Here is a 19,622-nt window from a genome sequence, read left to right as displayed (position 1 = left end):
TGGAAATCAATGCTCTAATCTTAGGTTAAATTGCTCCAATAAATGATACAAATAACTGCAAATAGTGTGATTGGTCTCTAAGTTTCATATAAATAAATCAACAAGTAAGAATTAATCCATTGGCTAATCGGTGCATTGTCATTTTTTCTCGTTGCAAACTAAGGTTGACTAATAAACATGGAATGGAACAATACGCCAGTCTTATAAATCGATTGCTTCGCCAAAGGATACCTAATGAAACAGCTTTTTCGTTTTCCTTGTTCAACGGCATTGCTAAGTGTATTACCGCTTAGTTTTGTGGCGGGAAGTGTGCATGCGCAACTTTCAGAAACGCCTGTGATTGGTGGTGTATTCAGTTCAAGTGAAGTCTTGAAAAATCAGGTTGTTTCTAGTTTGAGTTACTCAGCGACTCTGACCCGTGATGCGACGCTGTTTACGATCGCTGGTGTGACGTTAGATGTTTACATATTGGCGCTTCCTTTAGATGCGAAAACTAAAGCGCGCGTGATTGCTCAACTATCAAATCCTGCTTATTCAATTCCGCTGGGGTACTTTCTATATAGCTATTACGATCGCTACGCGGGCATTGGCAATGAAGATGTGTTCAAAGAGTATCTGGCGACGATTTACGACGAAACGACGTTAAAGGGGTTTGAGCATAGCTTGTACCGTTTCGGGGATGCGCCTGCAGAGAAAGAAACGCATTCTGAGAATCACCAACATCCTGATACTTCAACAGAAGCGACGGGGCACCACGAGGGGATTCGAGTTGATGATAAGTTTATTGCCAATATGGTAGTGATCTACGATGCATTATTCGATCTCGGTGTGTGGCGAGACATGGACACCCTACCAGATAGCTATACCTATTTGACGGATAGTGAAGAAGATCTGGCGATCATCAATAAAATCCAACCGATTGTCGTGGGTTTGATTGAAAAGGCTGCGCAAGGCATGGAGCCAAGCGACATTCGTTCAGCATTGATGACCATCGTTGAAGATGGCAAGCAGGAAAATGCGAATAAGCCGAATAACAAGGCGCAAGCGCTGACAGTTACCCTGATCGATTTTGTCCGTCTTAACTTGCTTAAGGCTTATCGACAGTTTGTTTTCAAAGAAGAGAGAACCGAAGCGCTCGATGATTGGATGCAGCAAGCCTTCGACGACAATCCACAAGATTTGATTGAGTTCCTCTCTTCGCAGCAAAACCGCCGCTTTGCGGTCCAAGTGACCGTTGATGGCTTGCAGCAAGGTTTGATTGAGGGGTTGGTTGACCCTAGTGTGCCGTTTATCTCGGTTGCGAATCAGCATCATCAAAATCGTGAGCAGTATAAACCTAAGCTCGAACCAGTGATTGAACCGCCGCATGTACAACAGGTGGGCTTTATGGCGCAGCTGGCTGAACAGGCGTATCAAGACCAACACTATCTGCCTTTCTTTAAGAAGCTGTATAGCGAACATAAAACCAATATTAGTCGAGTGGGTGTGTCATCGACGCCAACCATCAGTGTTCGTAATCTGCCGATCATTAAAACTGGCGCACGCGTCTCGGGTGAAGGTGGTACAGGGGTGCCGAACTTTCATTTTGTTGATCGAGATATCGACCGTGCTTACTACTTTTTTGGTAATGATGCGCTGCAGTTAGATGTGTTGATGGCGGACAATAAGGTGCAAACCATGTTTGATCGCCTTAACTACCTAAAAACACTGAATTGCAACGCTCAATACGATTGGAATGCACATACCACATACGATGGCCTAGTGAATCTCGGTTTTGGTGAATCTCTGCGTGACTACGGTGAGAAGCGCTGTTTGAAAGAGTTAGAGCAGCGAGCGGATGTAGAGCTAACTTTAACGGAAATGCGCCAAGCGTTAATCGAAGATATCCAAACTTACGAAAGGATTTCAGGCTTTGATCTTTTTACTAAGCTTGCCAAAAAAGCACAGGTTGAACAGGCGATATCTCAATATGCTGAGTTAGATGGACAAGGTATGCCGGATTACACCTTGATCTATAACCCTTGGCCGGATCATTTTGCGCACTTCACGGGCCCATTCAGTGATGAGATCTTAATGCCGACAGGTGAACTCAACCGCTTGGATTACTGGCTGACACAAGTTGAGAATACCTATAAAGCAGCAGGCGTGTATTCGCAAACCCTGTGGGGTATGGCCGGAGACCACGGTTTAACACCTGTGTTCTACGCGCTGAACCCAGAGAAACAGGTACTCGAAGCTTTACAGCAAGAGCTTGATTACCCAATCGTGGTTGAGAAGATTTCGTCTGATGAAGGGGAAGGGCCGAAGATCACTAACGCTCTTGATTACCCAAGCCTTAAGGCGGTGGATGTAGTCGTCGCTTCTACTGCTGGTGGTAATTTTATGATGGACTTCTTCAATTCACAGCAGGGTTGGAAGGTTCAACCTGTTTATCAAGAGCTGACCGATTGGGCTCCACTGGCTGCGCCTACAGGGACCAGTATCGATATCATAGATCAGATAGCGAAGCGTCTACCTGAATCGCTAGACTATATGGTTGTGCGCGAGGACACTTGTAATGCGGATAGTTGCTCGGTACGAGTGATTGGTAATCGTGATAAACAGCGTTTGGATGAGATTATCACCCGGAAAGGGGGCAAGCTGTTCTATGAGTCGCTAGAAGCTGGCCAGCGTCCGAAGCTTCTGAATACTCAGCAACTTAACCCTTACCTTCCTCAACCTACGGAATCTGAGTTTGCGGTTTATTCTCGCCTAGTGGATAAGTGTTTGAATCGCGCCGTTAAGTCTCAACCTGCGACTTGGTGCAGAGCTAACGAATGGACACAATTAACACGCTTTACGCCAAGACCTGACTCAGTAAACCAGTTAGCCAATATCTATTTGGAAGACAGAGCCGGTAGTGTGAACCTGTTCCCGAAAGAGGGAATGGGTTACAACACTAAGGTACCGGGGAGACACGCTGGTGAAGATTATCTGGAAAAAGACGCTTTCATTGGTTTCTGGGGAGACCCAATTGGCGAAAACTCAACCCCACTGACTATTGAAGCGAATGGCTCACTGGCACCGACCTTGTTTGAATACCTAACTGGTGAGCAAGTTGTGGCTGGAGAAGATGGTTGGGGCTTTTCATCTCTAATCGATAAGCTTGATATTCGAAAGTAATCGACTGAAAAACGTTCTGAGATGGTCTTCAGAGCCATCTCTACTTGGTGATACGAAGCGCTAGACTGACAAAGTCCGCTTCGCTGTCATCGGTTATCTGATAGCCTAACCTTTGATAGAAAGCGATCGCTTGTTGATTGCATCTAAAACTCGAAAGGGTGATAGCTTCACGCTCTTCTTTGATGGCGAGATCTTGGATATCTTTCATCACTCGATACCCTAGTTTTCGATTTTGGTACTGCGGGAACACGATCAACAAATGCACGTGATAGGCTTGCTGATAGGGCTTATAGCAGACTAATCCGACTCGCTCATCTTGGTCGTGTATCCAATAAAACCAGTCTGGTTGATAGTCATTGCTTATCCGTTGCCTCTGAAATTCATCATCCCATCCAAAGATGGCTTCAACATGGGAATAAAGCGCCTCTTTTATCACCGAAAACTGCGTCTCGACTTCTGAAGGAAGAATGGGGGTGTAGTGTAATGGAAGTGATTCGACACCTTGTCTCATTGTTGAAAGAACGTCCCTGTATCTGCATATTTATGTGTTGCTGTGACTTGAATTCGAGTTCTTGTTATTTGGATTCTTCAGCAAGCTGATGGTGGCGAGATAGCTGCTTGTAAAGTGTGTCTTTCAGTTCCATGCGTTCCACTTTTAGATTGTGCATGTTGTCGTCATCGATTGGGCTGCCAGAAATTTCAAGCTCGCGAATGGTGTAGTCGAGCTCGTGGTATTTCTGCATGTTGTTTTTGAACTTCGGGTCATCGTGGTTAAGCTGCACGATATCGAGTTTAAACTCTGGGAAGTCTAGGATAAAAGCGTGGTTGTCATTGAGCATTCTAGTGTCCTCATTAATTTGTTTGCTTACCAGTATAGAAGCATAACCATTAAAGAAATGTGTCACTGAACGCAAAGCTCGAAAGCAATAAAAAGGGCACTAAAAGTGCCCTATCTATCTCAAAAATAACAATTATTTATTGTTTGCTCGCTGTTGAGCTTTCTTTTCAAGTTTTTGCTGTTTTCTTTGTTCGATCAACTGAGCAGCATCGCCACCGACGTGAGTTTCACCGCGAGCAGCAGAAAGCTGTACCTGCTTTTCACGCTCTCTAAAGCGTTGTTTCTGCTCTTCAGTGTGTTTGTCGATACATTTAGGACAGCTTACGCCTTTTTCATAATGAGCAGACTGCTTGTCTTCTTCAGTGATTGGTAAGCGACACGCGTTACACACGTCGTAGCCACTCTTTTCTAGCTGGTGGTTAACCGCAACACGGCCATCAAACACGTAGCAGTCACCTTCCCACATGCTCTCTTCTTCAGGTACTTCTTCAAGGTATTTCAGGATACCGCCTTCAAGATGGTACACCTCTTCAAAGCCTTGCTCTTTCATGTAAGCCGTCGACTTTTCACAGCGAATACCACCGGTACAGAACATCGCTACCTTTTTGTGTTTAGCAGGATCTAGGTTTTCCTCAACGTATTGTGGGAACTCACGGAAAGTTTCTGTGTTTGGGTTCACTGCATTTTTGAAGGTGCCGATATCGACTTCGTAGTCGTTACGGGTATCGACCAGTACCACATCAGGATCTGAGATCAGTTCATTCCAGTCTTTTGGTTTCACATATGTGCCCACAACATGGCGAGGATCTATGCCCTCAACACCCATGGTCACGATCTCTTTCTTGAGCTTAACTTTAGTACGGTTGAACGGTTGTTGTTCGTTGAACGACTCTTTATAGACAACATCGGCTAGACGTTCATCAAGCTTGAACCAAGCAAGCAGCGCATCGATTGACTCGCGTGAGCCCGCAACTGTGCCGTTAATGCCTTCTTGGGCAAGCAGCAGAGTGCCACGGATTTGGTTGTCGAGAAGCAGTTGAGTAAGTGGTTGGCGGATATCTTGATAATCATCCAGTGCGACAAACTTGTAGAGTGCGCATACAACATATTGAGACATGATTTTTCCTTTCGCGAGCTGGAGCGTAATTCCAGAGCAATCTCACTTGTCAGTGAGGGATTTATAAATAGTTTTCGGCGTGAGTATAGCTAAGCTTGTCGAGCACAAAAACCAACCAAAGTTAGGGCTATTTAGCACTGCTATTTGTGTGGTTTTATTGTTTTTTCCGCTTGGTGAAAGATTCATCCATAAGTTGCGTTATATCGTTTTCATCAGTGACAAAAAAACGCGCCCAATAAGTTATGTCATAACCTGTTGGGCGCGTTTTGTATTGGGTGAAAGCCGTATTAGCCTTGCTTGTTTAGCTGCTCTTTTGCTGCTTCTACTTTTGAGAAGTCTAGGCCAAGCTCTTCTACTGCTTCTTTGATAAGTGCAGGGTTTTGCATTACTTGGCCCATAAGAAGTTGTAGCTTCTCTTGAGGCAAACCAAGCTGGCTGATGGTTGCCATTGCAGCTAGCGGATTTTCAGTCAACGTTTTGAAAATGTTGTTGATCTGCTCATCACCGATGTTGTTCTCTTTTAATAGCGCAATAATTGGGTTCATTACCTTACCTTTAAACTAGCGACTGTTAATTTTGGAGCATTTTAGCACTGGCTGCCATTAGGATGAAACAGCAATCGCCCCAATCGCCATCAACTCTGCTAGAAACTAGCTAATCGCAGTTAAGCCTTCTGCCAAGCGAGACACTGCTTCGCGCAGTTCATCTGGATTCGCATTGGTAAAGTTAAGGCGCAATGCCGCTCTAGCACCGTTTGCATCTGGGTAGAACACAGGACTTGGTACAACCGCTACGCCGTTACCAAGCAGGCTCTTAGCCAGTTCAAAAGTATCGCACTCTGGAATCTCAACCCAAATGAACATGCCACCATCAACAGGTTTCAATGCACAACCTTGAGGCAGCTTCTGCTCTAATTCAGAGAACAGCACTTCGTAGCGAGACTTGTATAGGTTGCGGATGTTCTCCATATGCAGGACAAAATCTTGGTGCTTAAGAAGACCAAGCAGAAGCGCTTGCATTGGAACGCTTGAGTGTAGGTCAGCGCCTTGTTTTACTTTGATGAGTGGCTCAAGGTAGCTGCGTTTGCCGGTTACTGCGCCGATACGTAGACCCGGAGAAGCAATCTTAGAGAATGAACGCAGTACGATAGAGTGATCCGGGCAGAACGACGACACAAGTGGCAGCTCTGAACCGGTAAAACGCAGTTCACGATAAGGTGCGTCTTCAATGAAAGCGACGTTGTATTGTTCACAAAGTGCAGCGACTTGCTGGCGGCTCTCTAGTGTCCAACATACGCCCGTTGGGTTGTGGAAATCGGGTACCGCGTAGAACATTTTCGGTGCTTGCTGTTTGAAGCAGGCTTCGAGCTCGTCTAGATTTGGTCCGAACTCAGTTTGAGAAACAGTCACAATGTTCGCTTGTACTAAACCGAATACTTGCATCGCACCTAAGTAGCTTGGTGCTTCCATCACAACCATATCACCCGGATCAACATAAGCACGAGCGATTAAATCTAAACCTTGTTGTGAGCCTGTACAGATCATCGCAGTGTGTGATTCTGGCAATTGGTAAGTATCGCTAAGGTGATCGATCAGCGGGCCGTAACCAGCGGTTGAGCCGTATTGAAATACCTCTGGCATGTTCGCCAAGTTTTCTAGGGTCGGCTTCATCAACTCAATCGGAAAGGTTTGTTCATCTGGCAGACCGCCGGCCAAGGAGATGACGTTTTTGTCGCTCGCAGCGGCGAGAATTTCGCGAATGTAGGAAGATTGGATTTGTTGTAATGATTTTGCGATTTCCATATGTAGTTATCTCGTTGTGTCTGCTTTTTTGTTTATCCAGTGATATTACATGGCATTGAAAAAATCGATATGTCCATTTATGCTCTTAGATATGTCCATTTATGCTATTTAGAAAATGTCACACCAACACATATCCAGAATCAATGATGTGCTCTTCTATATTCATCAAGACATCAGCAAGGATTTGCCCGCTAAAGAGTTGGCGGAAGTTGCAGCCTATTCAGAGCAGCATTTTCACCGAATCTTTAAAAGCGTGGTGGGAGAGTCGATTCATCAATACATCCGTCGGACCCGAATGGAGTATGCGGCGAATCAGTTGATGTTTGATACCGGCTCTTCTGTTGCCGAGATAGCCAACAAGTGTGGTTTTAGCTCGCTCTCGTCGTTCAGCCGCGCATTTAAGGCGACCTTTCATATGGCGCCGGGGGAGTGGAGAAAACACGATCTACAGACAGCAGAAAAGCCGTATCTTAAAGATGCTGAGATCGCGGCGGGTTACCATCGTGTCGCACAGAGAGAACTGCCTGCTCCTAAGATCATGGAGGTGGCACCGCGTTTGGCGGCCTATGTCAGGCACACTGGCTATAATCGTTCGATACGTAATGCTTGGCTTATCTTAAAAGCGTGGGCAAATGCTGAAGAGCGCGATTTTAGTCGCCAATTTGGACTGCATCACTCCAACCCAGCGTGGGTTGAAATGGATCAGTGCCGTTATGTTGCCTGTATCGCGATTGATGAGCCGATAAAATATCGCAGTGTGGTTAATCAGATGGTGATACCGGGTGGTTTGCATGCGGTATTTCGTCTTACTGGTATTTATGGTGAACTGTTGCCTCAGATCAGTCAGGTTTTAGAGCAATGGTTACCAAGTTCAGGCTTCAAGCAGCGTTCGACACCAGCCTATGTTCACTATCATCAAAACCATTTTCTCAACAGTGAAGAAGCCTTTGAGTTGGACTTCTATCTCCCTGTTAGTTTTTACTAATTTCAATTCGTTAAGGAAACGCGATGTATCTTGTTCTTTACTGTCACAACATCGGCAGCACCGACTTTTCATTCTTTGAAACAGAAGATTTTGACCTTGATGAGGGGTACGTAGTTCGTGGTAAATGGCCGAACGAGAAGGCGTTCCGTGATTACCTGAACAAGGAGTTTGGTGATATGAGTGACTACAAGGTGATTGATTTGATTGCCCAAGGTGCTCAGGCACAAACGCTGGATGCGAAGGCGCTTGCTGAGCTCGCTGAACAACTGTGATCGTCCAGGTTACAGGTATAAAAAAGGCCACACTCAGGAGGGAGAGGTGGCCCAAATGTTTTCCTAGGCTTCCGTCTTACTTGTTGTCGCTTACTTGGTCAAGTTAACCAGTGAATCGCGGGTAAGATCTTTTATTGTTTTCGCGCCTGTTAGCGTCATCGCTACACGCATCTCTTTGTCGTACAGATCAAGCAGGTTCTCAACACCCGCTTGGCCTTGTGCTGCTAGAGCGTACACAAATGAACGCCCCAGTAGAGTACAGTCTGCACCCAGTGCCATCATACGAACTACATCAAGGCCCGTACGGATACCAGAGTCGACCAGAATCTTAGTGTCACCTTTTACTGCGTCGGCAATCGCAGGTAGTGCTTTGGCACTTGAAAGTACGCCGTCAAGCTGACGACCACCGTGGTTTGAAACCACGATACCATCGGCACCAAAGCGAACTGCGTCTTTTGCATCTTCTTCGTCAAGGATACCTTTTATCACCATTGGGCCATCCCAGAAGTCACGAATCCATTCGAGATCCTTCCACGAGATAGATGGGTCAAAGTTATCACCTAACCAACCGATGTAATCTTCCAGTTTGGTTGGTGTGCCACGGTAAGTTGAGATATTTCCAAGGTCGTGTGGTTTACCAAATAGACCCACATCGAATGCCCAGCTTGGGTGACGCATTGATTGGAAAATGCGACGTACAGCTGCGTTCGGGCCGCTCATGCCTGAGTGCATGTCACGGTAGCGAGCACCTGGTACTGGCATATCTACAGTGAACACAAGCGTCGTTACACCTGCCGCTTTTGCGCGCTCTAGAACGTTCTTCATGAAGCCACGATCTTTAAGTACGTAAAGTTGGAACCACATTGGACGTTCAATCTTAGGTGCCACTTCCTCGATTGGACAAACCGATACTGTCGACATCGTAAATGGGATGCCTTTGTTGTCTGCGGCTTTTGCTGCTTGAACTTCACCGCGACGAGCGTACATACCTGTTAGACCAACTGGAGCAAGTGCGATAGGCATCGCCAGTTTTTCACCGAACAGTTCAGTGTCTAAACTCAGTTCCGACATGTCATTAAGAACACGTTGCTTAAGCGCGATTTCAGCTAGGTCTGCTGTGTTGCGGTGCAGAGTGTGCTCGCCATATGAACCACCATCAATGTAATGGAAAAGGAATGGAGGTAGCTTAGATTTGGCAGCAGCTCGGTAGTCTGTAGATGCGGAGATAATCATAATCTTTATCCTAAGGTTAGGGCTCGCCTCTCTTGAAGGCTTACTCTGTCGAATGTGGTGCCAGTTGGAACAGGCGTTTGGAAATAAAATGGCGTCAACGTACACAGTAATTGCTAGGTCGCTGGCTTTCAGAAGGTGCGTAGTCAACGAGTAACCAGTACAAACGTTCGCGGTGTCGGGGAATGAACGCTGACGCCAAGTTGGGTGGCGGTGCTAACAACACCGCCGAATTTAAGCTTAATGCATCAGAGCATCAGTAACGTTGAATCCGTAGATAACCACAAGACCGATGATGCCTGCCATTACTAGGTAGTAGAACGTTGGGATAACTGTCTTACGTAGTGTTGCACCTTCGCGGCCTAGCAGACCTACTGTTGCTGATGCTGCAACCACGTTGTGAATCGCAATCATGTTACCTGCTGCTGCGCCTACCGCTTGTAGAGCAACAACCACCGCACTTGAGATAGTCAGCGTTTGAGCGACTTCGAACTGGAATTGGCTAAACATCATGTTCGATACTGTGTTTGAACCCGCGATGAAAGCGCCCAGAGCACCCACTGTTGCACTCAATGCAGGGAAAGCAGAGCCTACAAGGTCAGCGGCGAAGTTTGCTGTTGTTACTGGCATACTTGCTAGATCTGCCGCATTCACGCCAGAGTTGATGAAGATACGAACCATAGGGATGGTGAACACCAGTACGAAACCTGCGCCAATCAGTGTTTTACTTGATTCACCAAATGCTTTCGCCAGCGGCGCAGCGCTACGGCCTTGAATCAGAACAGCAATTAGAGCAACGAATACTAGGATACCGCCCGGTAGGTAAAGAGGCTGAATCGCCGTGCTCACCCCAGTTTCACCAAGGATGTTGCTGAATGATAGGCTAACGCTCTTCAGGAAGCCTTTGAACTCTGGGCTAACACGGCTCGCAACAAGCGTTACTGCAAGTAGTACGTATGGAGCCCAAGCGCGAGCCATGCTCATCTTGTTCTCACCCGTGTTGTCATCAAGGTCGATTTTTAAAGAACCTAGCCATTCAGCTGGCCACTTGTCTTCGCTCTCGAAGTCCCACTGTGATTTTGGTACTAGGAAGCCACGTTTTGCTGCTGTAACAACAATTGCAAGACCAACCAGACCACCAATGAGAGATGGGAACTCAGCGCCTAGGAACACACCAGTTAGTGCGTAAGGGATAGTGAACGCTGCACCTGCAAATAGTGCGAACGGTAGAATGTCTAGGCCTTCAGTCCAGCTCTTGTTCTTACCGAAAAAGCGAGTCAGCATCATTGCCATTAGTACAGGAATCATTACACCGACAGTTGCGTGAATCATCGCAACGCTTGATGTAATTTGTTGTAGATAAGCATCCCATGTTGAGCCATGAGCCACTAGGCTTTCACCAATGTTGTGTGTATCTAGACCTTTGTTTACACCAACGATGATAGGCGTACCTACCGCACCGAAAGAAACGGGTGTAGATTGGATCATCATACCCATTAGTACCGCTGCAAGCGCAGGGAAACCGATAGCAACCAGTAGAGGTGCCGCGATAGCTGCTGGAGTACCAAAACCAGATGCGCCCTCAATGAAGGAACCGAAACACCAAGCGATGATGATAGCTTGTACACGGCGGTCTGCTGAAATGTCGGTAAACCCGTTACGAATAGTTGTAATGGCTCCGGTGTGCTTCAAAGTGTTAAGTAAGAAGATAGCGCCGAACACAATCCAGAGAACCGATACAGTAATACCAAAACCTTGGAATACAGATGCCAACACACGAGTGCTCGACATGTCCCAACCAAATAGTGCGATAAGTACGGTTAGGCCAAAGGCCACCGGCATCGCTTTTTTTGCTGGCCAATTTAGGCCAACCAGCAAGATAGCTGCCACAACTATTGGTGAAAATGCCAATAGAGCTAATAGAGTTTCATTCATGGGTACTTCCTCGTCCTTGCCTCAATCCTTGTCGGTTTGAAGTGACTTACACGTTATTGTTTTTTGTTATTACAACGGCAGTGGTTGTAATGGGTTTGTTAATTTGGCGTGAATTTACCCCTTTATTTTTTGTAGATATAGGGAAATAATGAAAATAATTAATTCCAAAATTGACATAATAATATGCGTGCAGACGACTTAATCCTGTTTTCACAGGTAGTAGAAATGGGTTCATTTAGTAAGGTTGCCGAGCAAAATAACCTTACAAATTCGGTAGTTAGTAAAAGAATTGCTCGTTTGGAGGAAGAAATAGGTGTTCAATTATTATATCGTACAACGCGTAAATTAACGCTGACTGAGGCGGGCAAGGCGATCTTGCATGGAGCCAAAAATGTGAAGCAGGCAACCCAAGAGGCTATGGACGCTGTTTCAGGCTTTGGTGAAAATGTCAGCGGTCACATCAAAATGTCTGTCCCGAGTATTTCTGGTGATTTGATTTTGGCCGACGCTGTGGCGGAGTTTTGTAACATGCATCCGGGCCTGACTGTCGATATGTCACTCGATAACCGCTTTGTTGATCTGGTAAATGATGGTTTCGACTTGGTGATTCGTACCGGATATCTGGAAGATTCAAGCTTGATTGCGCGCCATATTCTGGACTCGCAATGGGTAGTATGTGCTTCGCCCTCTTATATAGCTCGTAATGGTAAACCACTTATCCCGACTGATTTAGTCAAACATAACTGCTTGCAATATGCCTACCAAACAACCGGCGCAAGTGAGTGGCAGTTCATTCGAGAGGGGCAAGGTGATAATAAGTACATAGTGCGTGTTTCAGGTTCGTTCTCTACAGATAACGCAACGGCGTTGAGAAAGGCTGCGCTAGGTGGGCACGGTATCGCCTATGTACCACGCTGTTTGGTGTATCACGATATCCGTAATGGCCAGCTAGTGGATCTGTTCCCAGATATCGTTGGTAAAAAACTGGGCATCTACGCCGTTTACCCGTTTACCCGTCAACCACCGAATAAGATCAAGATGTTGATTGAGCACATTCGTGCCCGCTATTTGGCTATTTCGCACTACTTTTAATAAGTTGATCTCACTCTAAGGTTACGTTTTGGTGCAATTGGTTACTTGATTTAGCCGCATCAATTCGTCATCTTATTTGCGAATTATTATCATTTGAAATCTAAGGAAGAGGTAAGAATGAACAACAACGCCTACCCACATACAAAGCAGCAGGGCGTCTCTGACGACTACTTTGGTACGCAAGTAAAGGATCCTTATCGCTGGTTGGAAGATGATACCAGTGAAGAAACGGCTGCTTGGGTAGAGTCGCAAAACGCTCTCACTTTCGGTTATCTGTCAGATATCCCTTTTCGTGATGCCTTGCGTGAGCGCATTGCTAAGGCACAAGACTACAAAAAGAGTTCGCAACCTTTTGTACGCGGTGAGTATACCTACTTCTATAAAAATGATGGGTTACAAAACCACAGCATTCTTTATCGCCGTAAAGATGGGGGCGAGCCAGAAGTTTTCTTAGATCCAAATACCTTCTCAGAAGATGGCACTACTTCATTAGGCTCGGTGTCGTTTTCCAAAGACTACAGCTTGGTGGCTTACAGTATTTCGGAAGGCGGTAGCGATTGGCGTAAGATCTTTGTGATCGATGCAGAAACCAAGCAGCAGCTCGAGCCAGAAATTGTTGACGCAAAGTTCACAGGCGTATCTTGGCTTGGTAATGAGGGTTTTTATTACTCTAGCTACGACAAACCCGATGGTAGTCACCTTTCTGCGCGAACTGAGCAGCATAAGCTCTACTATCACGAGCTAGGAACGCCTCAGAGCAGCGATAAGGCGGTATTTGGTGCCAAACCAGAGCAAGCACATCGTTACGTCCATGGATACACCACAGAAGACGACAACTACCTGATCATTTTGGCTCAAGAGTCGACATCGGGTAATCGTATGTTCTACATCGACCTAAGCAATGAGTCACAACCCATCCACACAGTGGTCGATCACGTCGACAGTGATACCCATTTGATTGATAACCAGGGTAGCCAATTCATTCTGTACACCAACCTTGATGCGCCAAACGGTCGTGTGGTGAGCCTAGATACTGAGACTCAGCAATGGAATGATATTATTCCTGAGCGAGAGCAGCCGCTGGATATCACAACCGGTGGTGGCTATCTATTGGCACACTACATGGTGGATGTGCTGTCAAAGTATGAGCAGTTTGATTACCAAGGTAACAAGGTGCGTGATATTGAATTGCCAGCGCAAGGAGCGGCAAGTGGGCTCGGTGGTGAGCGCGAGCAGACACCGCTTTACTACACCTTTACCAACTACGTGACGCCGCCAACCATCTTCTCGTTTGATGTTGAGACGGGCGAGTCCAAAGTGTTTGAAAAATCACAAGCGCCGTTTGAAAGTGAACAGTACCAGTCAGAGCAAGTGTTCTACAGCTCAAAAGACGGTACACGAGTGCCGATGCTTATCTCTTACAAAAAGGGGACTAAGCTCGATGGCTCTGCGCCAACGATTTTGTATGGCTATGGCGGCTTCAATGTCAGCCTGCCTCCTTCGTTCTCTGGTAATGTCGCGAGCTGGCTGGAGCTTGGTGGTATCTATGCAGTGCCTAACCTGCGTGGCGGCGGTGAATATGGTAAAGCGTGGCACAACGCCGGCACACAGCAGCAGAAACAGAACGTGTTTGATGATTTCATCGCCGCGGCTGAGTTCTTGATAGAGAACAACTACACGAGCTCCAGCAAATTAGCGATTCGAGGCGGCTCTAACGGTGGCTTGTTAGTTGGAGCTTGTATGACTCAGCGCCCTGAGCTGTTCCAAGTGGCTCTGCCTGCGGTTGGTGTACTGGATATGCTGCGCTACCACACCTTTACCTCTGGTGAGGGTTGGGCTTATGACTACGGCACGTCTGCGCAAAGCAAAGAGATGTTCGAGTACCTACTGGGTTATTCACCGGTTCATAATGTTAAAGAGGGTCAATCTTATCCCGCGACATTGGTGACAACGGCGGACCACGATGATCGTGTTGTCCCTGCGCACTCATACAAATTTATCTCTGAACTGCAGCTTAAACACAAAGGTGAGCAACCCGTGATGATTCGTATTGATGTGAATGCGGGCCACGGCGCAGGCATGCCGCTCAATAAAGCGATTGATCTATCGGCAGATACTTACGCTTTTACTCTGTGGAATATGGGGATTAAGGAATTGAGCGCTTAGCTATCGTTCATTCTTTAGGTGTAAAAAAGAGGCACAAAAAAAGTCGCATCCGTGCGACTTTTTTCATTTTTGGCGGCCAAACCAATTTTTGCTATATCCACTCTGTAGCAATCCATTAATGCAAATTTTCAGAATGTATTTATATGACGTTGTTAATGTGAATTAGTTCCAATTACGCAGCATCTTTTTTTGGTTTTTCATCAAGATCGAATGATGCATCGATGAGTTTCTGCGTGTATTCATGTTGTGGGTTTTGGAAGATATCTTCTGCTGTACCTTGCTCCATTACTTCACCCTTCTGCATCACTAATACGCGATCGGACAGGGCTTTTACTACCGACAAATCATGACTGATGAACAAGAAGCCGATGTTGTGTTTGGCTTGAATGTCTTTCAGAAGGTCAATCACGGTTAGTTGTACTGAACGGTCAAGTGCCGACGTTGGTTCATCAAGTAAGATGAACGATGGCTCAAGGATAAGTGCTCGTGCAATCGCGATACGTTGACGTTGTCCGCCCGAAAACTCATGCGGATAGCGGTTGATTGAATTCGGTTCTAAGCGAACTTCAACCAGTGCTTTACGTGCACGTTCCAAACGCTCTTTCTTAGTCAGATGAGGCTGGTGGACGGTTAACCCCTCAGTGATGATCTCACCGACCGTCATACGTGGTGACAAGGAGCCGTATGGGTCTTGAAACACCATCTGCACATCTTTCTTAAGGTTATGGCGCTCTTTATCCGTTAACAGACTCACATCTTGGCCTTTGTAAACAATGCGGCCGGTAGATGGCAGAAGACCGATTAGAGCACGGCCCAAGGTCGACTTGCCTGAACCTGACTCACCAACAATACCCAAGGTTTCACCCTGCTTAAGCTTAAGCGAGATGCCTTTCACTGCCTCAAAGTATTGGCAACGGCTTTTAATAAAGTGTGGCTTAACGAGGAACTTCACGCGAATGTCGTCTGCTTCCAATAGTTGTGGCGCTGACTCTTCAATCGGTGTTTTTGAACCTTTTGGCACTGAGTTGATCAGCATGCGCGTGTATTCGTGTCTTGGTGCTTCAAACAGCGGCACAGTCTCGCCCTCTTCAACCAATTCACCTTTACACATTACCAATACGCGATCAGCGAAGTGTTTTACTACACCTAAATCGTGGGTAATGAATAGGATCGCCATGCCCATTTTGGCTTGGATCTCTTTGATCAGAGACAGCACTTCGGCCTGTACCGTTACATCTAGAGCTGTTGTAGGTTCATCAGCGATAAGAATGTCTGGCTCATTAATCAACGCCATAGCGATCATGATGCGTTGCAGCTGACCGCCAGAAAATTCGTGCGGGTATTTCGTATAAGCTTGGTTTGGATTCGGCAGGTGCACCAGATCAAATAGCTCCAAAACACGCTCTTTGGCTTGCGCTTTTGATACGTTGCGGTGACACATGATGGCTTCAGCCACTTGAATACCGACACGTAGGTAAGGGTTTAGCGACGTCATCGGCTCTTGGAAAATCATGCCGATACGATCACCACGTACCGCTTGCATCTCACGCTCGGACTTATCGAGAATCGATTCGCCTTCAAACTCGATGTACGACTCTGGATGTATGATGGCGTTATCTGGCAACAGACTCATGAGAGCGTTGGAAGATACCGATTTACCAGAACCGGACTCACCCACAATCGCTAGGGTTTCGCTTTGGTTGAGCGTGAAGTTAATGCCCTTTACCGCATCAATGATTCCATCATTGGTTTTAAAACTCACGGAAAGGTTATTGACCTTAAGGATGGCTTTGTCTGACATGATACGTCCTTATTCAGTTTAAGACATTAGGTGATGGGTAGGTGTCGTATGTCGACTTCAATTGTCCAAAGTAGTGATGCGCTCGTTGAAGCTGCTCTAGCTCTAACATCCAGTGAGCATTGCGTTGTGCGCTACAAAAAGCGATCAAATGTCTGAGAAGTTCTTCACTCTGCTGCTCTAGCAGCGAATGAGTACGCTTGATGAGAGAGTTGTCTTCCAATGAGATGAACTGCATCAAGGCGTAGGTTTGATTCAATGTGTCAAAGGCATCTTGCTGCTGACCCAGTTTATTGAGGATCTCTGCTTGAGAAATACTGGCGTCGCGCAACCCTGTCAGTAAGCAAGCGAACTGACAAGGTTTGATGTCGTTTTGGAAAGCGGCATTTTGAATATGGTGGGGAAGCGAACTCAGAACATCACCGTACAGACGTTGAGCTTCTGGCCAGTGACCCTGATCCATGAGTTGTTCCGCTTTAAGGTAGTGCATCCAGCATCGTTCTAAATCCATCTTCTCAGCCTCTAAATTATAAGACCAAAGAATGTTAATGATATTTATTATCAAATGCAAACAAAAACCATTTGATATTTTGAGTGTTTGTTCATTTCAGCGTCATTGATTGCTGTTAGTTTCATTGTTTTGCAGTGAAATCGTTCGTTATTTGCTCAGTTGAACTGTGGTGTAGCGTAAGTCACTAAATTTAGAAGAAATTACATCTACACTTGTTTTAACTATACCCATAAATAAAGGATTAAGGAGGCGGCGATGGCGATTCAAAGACTCAATTCAGAGCAACTGTATCAGGTAGCTGAACTTGAAAAGTTGCCCTGCAAGTCGACCAAAGAACTGGCTCCCATTGATGAAATAGTCGGACAAGAACGTGCACAGAAAGCGGTCGAGTTCGCTATGTCGATCAAGGAAAAGGGTTACAACATTTATGCGATTGGCCGTAATGGTCTTGGTAAGCGAACCATGATTTTGCGTTACCTTAATCGTCACCCACAAGAGCCTGACCAGTTGTTCGACTGGTGTTATGTCGCGAACTTCGACGATATTCGTACCCCAAAGGTGCTCAAGTTACCAAGTGGTGTGGGTATTAGCTTAAAACAAGACATCGAAAAGCTGATGCGTAAGCTTCTAAAAGCGATGCCGTTGGCGTTCGACAACGAGATGTATTTTGGTCGTGCAGATACACTAAAGAACCAACTTGCGAGTAAACAGCAGGTGGCACTTGAGGCGATCAGTCAAGAGGCCAAAGAGAAGGGCATTAACCTGACCATCACCTCGAAAGGCGACTATCAGTTTGTGGCGATGAACGGTGAAGAGCTGCATACGGAAGAGACTTTCGACCAACTCTCTGTTGAGGAGCAAGAACAGTTCGACAAGAGCATTGATGCACTCGAAGTCGGGTTGCGAACCATCTCTAGAGAGCTCACTGAACTGGAAGAGACCTATACAGAGAAGATTCAGAAGCTCAATGATGACACCACACGCGATGTAATCACTCACTTCATCAAACAGTTGAAGCAGGATTACAGCAAGTACCCTGAGATCAAAAAGTACCTTACGGCACTGCGCAAAGACATTGTCGAGAATGCCGAAATCTTTCTAGAAGAGAGCAGCGAACAGGCGGAAATCGCTACAGCTTCGTTGGATAAAAAGCTGCCTCGTCGCTACAAAGTCAATGTATTGGTCAGCCAGAAAGAACAGCAGCTGCCAATTGTTGTAGAAGACAATCCGAACTATCACTCACTGTTTGGTTATGTGGAAACGGCGACGTTTAAGGGCACGGTATTTACTGACTTCTCTTTGATTCGTGCGGGTAGCTTACACCGCGCGAATGGTGGTGTGTTGCTGATGGATGCAGTAAAGGTGCTAGAGCAGCCTTATGTTTGGGATGGCCTTAAGCGTGCACTTCGCTCACGTCAGTTAAGCCTAACTTCACTTGAGAAAGAGGTTACCTTAACCGGTGCGGTTTCGCTTGATCCTGAGCCTATTCCACTCGATGTGAAAATCATTCTGTTTGGTGATTATCGTACTTACCAACTGCTTCAACATTACGATGCGGAATTTGGTGAGCTATTCCGCGTGACCGCTGACTTTGAAGATGAGATGAAACGAACTGCGGATTCTGAACTGCATTATGCGCGCTTCATTTCGAGCATCGTTCATGACAACGGTATGCTGCATTGTGACCGCAAGGCGATTGCTCGCATCATTGAGCACAGTTCACGCCAGGCAGGTGATCAGAGCAAGCTGTCTCTACACTCGGCGCATACCGCTAATCTGTTGCGTGAGTCGAACTATGTAGCCAAAAGTTCGAATTCGAATCTGATCCGTGTAGGTCACGTTGAACAAGCACTGGCCAATCAATTACTGCGTGTTGGTCGATTGCAAGATAGTGTAATGGAAACTTTCACTAACGGCACAACTCTGATGCGTGTTGAGGGGGAAGCTATTGGGCAGGTGAATGCGTTGTCAGTGCTGAGCACGACTGACCATATGTTCGGTGCGCCGAACCGTATTACAGCGACTACTGCTTACGGTGATGGTGAGGTGATCGATATTGAGCGAAACGTTGATCTTGGTGGCAGCATCCACTCGAAAGGTGTGATGATCTTGTCCGCTTATCTCTCTTCTGTGTTTGGTAAGACCGCCAAAGTGCCGTTGACCACCAACATCACCTTCGAACAGTCGTATGGTGGAGTAGATGGAGACAGTGCGAGTATGGCGGAGTTCTGTGCCGTTGTGTCTGCTTTCTCAAAACAGCCTAACCGTCAAGACATCGCGATTACGGGTTCTATGAACCAGTTTGGCGAGTCGCAGCCGATCGGTGGTGTGAACGAGAAAATCGAAGGCTTTTTCGATGTGTGCGAAATCAAAGGGCGCAGCAATACTCAAGGTGTCATTATTCCGCGTTCAAACGTTCATAACCTGATGCTACGTAGCGATATCGTGAAGGCGGTAGAGAAAGGTGAGTTTAACATCTGGGCTATTGAGCATGTGACTGAAGCGATCGAGCTATTTACGGGGAAACCTGCGGGTGAACCAAGTGATGAGGGCAGTTATCCGATTGATACCATCTTTGGTATTGCTCAAGCGAAACTCAATGCGCTGAGAAAATAGTCAGATAGACACAAGAAACAGCCTAGCTTGTGTCATCGTTCTTAACGAAAACAGCCATCAAATTCGATGGCTGTTTTTATTAGTTAGTCGTTTGGTAA

At 46.3% G+C, this 19,622-nt stretch carries 15 protein-coding genes; 6 read left to right on the top strand and 9 right to left on the bottom strand.

Annotated features, from left to right (window positions below):
* The first annotated feature begins 234 nt into the window (after positions 1 to 234).
* A complete protein-coding gene (locus vsple_RS17700; protein WP_261883241.1) occupies positions 235 to 3,162 on the top strand; it encodes an alkaline phosphatase family protein in 2,928 nt (975 codons plus the stop codon).
* Between the two features lie 40 nt (positions 3,163 to 3,202).
* Here the strand turns inward: vsple_RS17700 and vsple_RS17695 are convergent, their stop codons facing one another.
* The 5 genes from vsple_RS17695 to vsple_RS17675 form a co-directional block, all read right to left on the bottom strand.
* A complete protein-coding gene (locus vsple_RS17695) occupies positions 3,203 to 3,673 on the bottom strand; it encodes a GNAT family N-acetyltransferase (protein WP_261883240.1) in 471 nt (156 codons plus the stop codon).
* A gap of 64 nt (positions 3,674 to 3,737) precedes the next feature.
* Positions 3,738 to 4,001, bottom strand: a complete 264-nt coding sequence (locus vsple_RS17690; protein ID WP_255232350.1) for an HP1242/YdcH family protein — start codon at positions 3,999 to 4,001, stop codon at positions 3,738 to 3,740.
* 132 nt (positions 4,002 to 4,133) lie between these two features.
* A complete protein-coding gene (gene trhO, locus vsple_RS17685; protein ID WP_261883239.1) occupies positions 4,134 to 5,117 on the bottom strand; it encodes an oxygen-dependent tRNA uridine(34) hydroxylase TrhO in 984 nt (327 codons plus the stop codon).
* 287 nt (positions 5,118 to 5,404) lie between these two features.
* Entirely contained in the window at positions 5,405 to 5,662 is a 258-nt protein-coding gene (locus vsple_RS17680) for a DUF2999 family protein (RefSeq protein WP_261883238.1), read from the bottom strand.
* Between the two features lie 105 nt (positions 5,663 to 5,767).
* Positions 5,768 to 6,919 carry an aminotransferase-like domain-containing protein gene (locus tag vsple_RS17675; protein ID WP_261883237.1) on the bottom strand — a complete coding sequence of 384 codons (1,152 nt, stop codon included), beginning with the start codon at positions 6,917 to 6,919 and terminating at the stop codon, positions 5,768 to 5,770.
* 115 nt (positions 6,920 to 7,034) lie between these two features.
* Between vsple_RS17675 and vsple_RS17670 the strand changes: the two genes are divergently transcribed.
* Together vsple_RS17670 and vsple_RS17665 are read left to right on the top strand one after the other, a co-directional pair.
* Entirely contained in the window at positions 7,035 to 7,904 is an 870-nt protein-coding gene (locus vsple_RS17670; RefSeq protein WP_255232353.1) for an AraC family transcriptional regulator, read from the top strand.
* A gap of 23 nt (positions 7,905 to 7,927) precedes the next feature.
* Positions 7,928 to 8,176, top strand: coding sequence for a hypothetical protein (locus tag vsple_RS17665; protein WP_261883236.1), 249 nt, complete (start codon positions 7,928 to 7,930; stop codon positions 8,174 to 8,176).
* 90 nt (positions 8,177 to 8,266) lie between these two features.
* Here the strand turns inward: vsple_RS17665 and lldD are convergent, their stop codons facing one another.
* Together lldD and vsple_RS17655 are read right to left on the bottom strand one after the other, a co-directional pair.
* Positions 8,267 to 9,409, bottom strand: coding sequence for an FMN-dependent L-lactate dehydrogenase LldD (lldD, locus tag vsple_RS17660; RefSeq protein ID WP_261883235.1), 1,143 nt, complete (start codon positions 9,407 to 9,409; stop codon positions 8,267 to 8,269).
* Between the two features lie 237 nt (positions 9,410 to 9,646).
* Complete coding sequence (locus vsple_RS17655; protein ID WP_261883234.1) at positions 9,647 to 11,341, bottom strand: L-lactate permease; 1,695 nt, start codon at positions 11,339 to 11,341, stop codon at positions 9,647 to 9,649.
* Positions 11,342 to 11,524: 183 nt separating this feature from the next.
* On the opposite strand from vsple_RS17655, the gene vsple_RS17650 reads away from it, so the two are divergent.
* Positions 11,525 to 12,433 carry a LysR family transcriptional regulator gene (locus tag vsple_RS17650; protein WP_032553566.1) on the top strand — a complete coding sequence of 303 codons (909 nt, stop codon included), beginning with the start codon at positions 11,525 to 11,527 and terminating at the stop codon, positions 12,431 to 12,433.
* 117 nt (positions 12,434 to 12,550) lie between these two features.
* On the top strand, positions 12,551 to 14,599 hold the full coding sequence (locus tag vsple_RS17645; RefSeq protein WP_261883233.1) for a prolyl oligopeptidase family serine peptidase: 2,049 nt from the start codon (positions 12,551 to 12,553) through the stop codon (positions 14,597 to 14,599).
* A gap of 172 nt (positions 14,600 to 14,771) precedes the next feature.
* On the opposite strand, the gene vsple_RS17640 is transcribed toward vsple_RS17645, so the two are convergent.
* Both vsple_RS17640 and vsple_RS17635 read right to left on the bottom strand, forming a co-directional pair.
* On the bottom strand, positions 14,772 to 16,400 hold the full coding sequence (locus vsple_RS17640; RefSeq protein ID WP_261883232.1) for an ABC transporter ATP-binding protein: 1,629 nt from the start codon (positions 16,398 to 16,400) through the stop codon (positions 14,772 to 14,774).
* 13 nt (positions 16,401 to 16,413) lie between these two features.
* Positions 16,414 to 16,908: a hypothetical protein gene (locus tag vsple_RS17635; protein ID WP_261883231.1), complete on the bottom strand. Its 495-nt coding sequence runs from the start codon at positions 16,906 to 16,908 to the stop codon at positions 16,414 to 16,416.
* 255 nt (positions 16,909 to 17,163) lie between these two features.
* Between vsple_RS17635 and vsple_RS17630 the strand changes: the two genes are divergently transcribed.
* Positions 17,164 to 19,524: a Lon protease family protein gene (locus vsple_RS17630; protein ID WP_255232360.1), complete on the top strand. Its 2,361-nt coding sequence runs from the start codon at positions 17,164 to 17,166 to the stop codon at positions 19,522 to 19,524.
* Positions 19,525 to 19,622 lie beyond the last annotated feature (98 nt).

It is taken from the genome of Vibrio pelagius, assembly GCF_024347575.1.
Classification (GTDB): Bacteria; Pseudomonadota; Gammaproteobacteria; order Enterobacterales; family Vibrionaceae; genus Vibrio; species Vibrio pelagius.
The sequence above is the reverse complement of the archived record's forward strand: the minus strand, read 5'-3'. Positions and strand labels throughout refer to the sequence as shown.